A 3,337-nucleotide genomic window follows, 5' to 3' on the forward strand; every position below is an offset into this window, starting at 1 on the left:
GTGCGGGCGTCGGGGAGGACGGGGGCGTGAGCGCAACCCTCGTCGCCAAGGACCTCGGCGCGGCCCACGGGACGAGGACGCTGTTCTCCGGCCTCGACCTCGTGGTCGCCCCCGGGGACGTCGTCGGCCTCGTGGGCGCCAACGGCGCCGGGAAGTCGACGCTGCTGCGGCTGCTGGCCGGGCTGGAGCGCCCGGAGGCCGGGACGGTGACGCTGTCGCCGCCGACGGCGACGGTCGGCTACCTGCCGCAGGAGCCCGAGCGCCGCGCCGGGGAGAGCGTGGCCGCCCACCTGGGCCGGCGCACGGGCGTGGACGCCGCGCAGCGGGAGATGGACGAGGCGGCCGCCGCGCTGGCCGACGGCGCGCCGGGCGCGGACGACCGCTACGCGCTGGCGCTGGAGCGCTGGCTCGCCCTGGGCGGCGCCGACCTGGAGGAGCGCCGCGGCGAGGTCCTAGCCGACCTGGGCCTGTCGGTGGACGTGGAGCTGGCGATGACGGCGCTGTCGGGCGGGCAGGCCGCGCGCGTCGGGCTGGCCGCGCTGCTGCTCTCGCGCTACGACGTCCTCCTGCTCGACGAGCCCACCAACGACCTCGACCTGGACGGCCTGGCCCGCCTGGAGCGCTTCGTCGGCGAGCTGCGCTCGCCCGCCGTCGTCGTCAGCCACGACCGCGAGTTCCTGGCCCGCACCGTCGACCGCGTCGTCGAGCTGGACCTGGCCCAGCAGCTCGTGCGCGTCGTCGGCGGCGGCTACGAGGCGTTCCTGGCCGAGCGGGAGGTACAGCGCCGGCACGCCCGGGAGGCCTACGAGGAGTACGCCGACACGAGGGGCGGGCTGGAGGCGCGCGCCCGGATGCAGCGCGGCTGGATGGCCAAGGGCGTGCGCAACGCCGTCCGCAAGGGCGAGCCGGACAAGAACATCCGGGCCAAGATGCGCGAGGGCAGCGAGAAGCAGGCCGCCAAGGCGCGCCAGACCGACCGCATGATCGAGCGGCTGGAGGTCGTGGAGGAGCCCCGCAAGGAGTGGCGGCTGCAGATGAGCATCGCGGCCGCCCCGCGCTCGGGCTCGGTCGTGGCGACGCTGCGCGGTGCCGTGGTGCGGCGCGGCGCCTTCGCCCTGGGGCCGGTGGACCTGCAGGTCGACGCGGGCGACCGGATCGCCGTCACGGGCCCCAACGGGGCCGGCAAGACGACGCTGCTGGACCTGCTGCTGGGCCGGCTGGTCCCCGACGCCGGCACGGCGGCGCTGGGCTCGGGGGTCGAGGTCGGCGAGGTCGACCAGGCGCGCGGGCTCTTCCTCGGCGAGCAGCCGCTGGCCCGCGCCTTCGGCGACGCCGTCCCCGACCAGCCCGACGCGGAGGTCCGCACGCTGCTGGCCAAGTTCGGCCTGGGCGCCGCCCACGTCGGGCGGCCGGCGGCGAGCCTGTCCCCCGGCGAGCGCACCCGCGCCGCGCTGGCGCTGCTGCAGGCGCGCGGGGTGAACCTGCTGGTGCTCGACGAGCCCACCAACCACCTCGACCTGCCGGCCATCGAGCAGCTGGAGGAGGCGCTCGCGGGCTACCCGGGCACGCTGCTGCTCGTCAGCCACGACCGCCGGCTGCTGGAGGCCGTCACGACGACGCGGCGGCTGGTCGTGGACGCGGGCCGCGTGCGGGAGCTGTGAGGCGCCAGGTGACGTTCGGGTTGCGAATCGCCCGCCGGGGCCGGTAGCGGTTGACGCGGCGGCGCGGGAGCGCTTCCGTGCCCGGATGCCCCCCACAGCCCTGCACGCCCTCGGGACGTCCGCCGCGGTGGAACCCGACAGCGGGACGCTCGCCGGCATCGAGTCGAGCGTCGACAGCCTCTTCTCCGGCATCGCCGACGCCCTCAGCAGCGTGATCTTCTACTCGGTGAGCATCGGCGGGGCGACCTTCCCGCTCATCGTCGGCTGGCTCGTGCTGGCCGGCCTGGTCTTCACCGCCTACTTCGGCCTCATCCAGGTGCGCGGGCTGAAGGTGTCCCTGGAGACGGTGCGCGGCCGCTACAGCCGCGACGACGACCCCGGCGAGGTCAGCCACTTCCAGGCGCTGACCAGCGCCGTGTCCGGCACGGTCGGCCTGGGCAACATCGCCGGCGTGGCCGTCGCCGTCACCATCGGCGGCCCCGGCGCCACCTTCTGGATGATCGTGGCCGGCCTGCTCGGGATGTGCACGAAGTTCGTCGAGTGCACCCTCGGGGTGAAGTACCGCGAGGTGCACGACGACGGCACCGTCACCGGCGGGCCGTTCCGCTACCTCAAGGTGGCCTTCGGCAAGCTGAAGGTGACCTGGGTCGGCACCCTGCTGACCGGCATCTTCGCCGTGGCGATCTTCTTCTTCGGCGTGGCCGGCGGCAACATGTTCCAGGCCAACCAGACCTTCGCGCAGGTCCGCAACGTCACCGGCGGCGACGACGGCCCGCTGGGCAGCGACGGGGCCGCCCTGGTCTTCGGCATCGTCCTGGCGGCCCTGGTGGGCGCGGTCATCCTGGGCGGCATCTCCTCGATCGGCCGGGTCACCTCCAAGCTCGTGCCCGCCATGGCGATCATCTACGTCAGCGCCTGCCTCGTCGTCATCCTCGCCAACGTCGGGCAGGTCCCCGACGCCGTCGGCGCCATCCTCAGCAACGCCTTCGACCCCGAGGGCGTCGCCGGTGGCGTGCTGGGCGCGCTCATCGTCGGCTTCCAGCGCGCGGCCTTCTCCAACGAGGCGGGCATCGGCTCCGCGGCCATCGCGCACTCCGCGGTCAAGACCCGCCGGCCCGTCTCGGAGGGCTTCGTCGCCCTGCTGGAGCCGTTCGTCGACACCGTGGTCATCTGCACCATGACGGCCCTGACGATCGTCATCGCGAGCCCGCAGAGCTGGCTGGACGCCCGCGCGGAGGTCGCCGAGACCGGCTCCAGCAGCGCCGACGGCGTCGTGCTCACCTCCGACGCGTTCGAGAGCGTCGTCTCCTGGTTCCCGGTCGTGCTGGCCGTCGCCGTGGCGCTCTTCGCGTTCTCCACGCTCATCACCTGGAGCTACTACTCGGAGAAGGCGTGGGCGCACTTCCTCGGCCGCTCGAAGGTCAGCGTGCTGACCTTCCGGATCGTCTACTGCCTCTTCACCGTGGTCGGCTCCGTGCTCACCTTCAGCTCGGTGCTGACGCTGGCGGACGCGATGCTCTTCGTCTGCGCGCTCGTCAACATCATCGGCCTGTACGTCCTGGCGCCGGTGGTGAAGGAGGAGCTGCGCAGCTACCTCGCCGACCGCCGCAGCGGGAAGCTGACCCGCGACGCGGCGCAGGCCCCCGCGCTCTGACCCCCCGCCCACCCCCTCCAGC

At 74.0% G+C, this 3,337-nt stretch carries 2 protein-coding genes; both read left to right on the plus strand.

The features are described 5' to 3' along the window. Positions 1-26: 26 nt before the first annotated feature. Positions 27-1,661 carry an ATP-binding cassette domain-containing protein gene (locus tag GTQ99_RS21305; protein ID WP_166617699.1) on the plus strand — a complete coding sequence of 545 codons (1,635 nt, stop codon included), beginning with the start codon at positions 27-29 and terminating at the stop codon, positions 1,659-1,661. 85 nt (positions 1,662-1,746) lie between these two features. After that, positions 1,747-3,315, plus strand: coding sequence for an alanine/glycine:cation symporter family protein (locus GTQ99_RS21310; RefSeq protein WP_166617700.1), 1,569 nt, complete (start codon positions 1,747-1,749; stop codon positions 3,313-3,315). Positions 3,316-3,337 lie beyond the last annotated feature (22 nt).

The sequence above is a fragment of the Kineococcus vitellinus genome (assembly GCF_009906315.1).
GTDB lineage: Bacteria > Actinomycetota > Actinomycetes > Actinomycetales > Kineococcaceae > Kineococcus > Kineococcus vitellinus.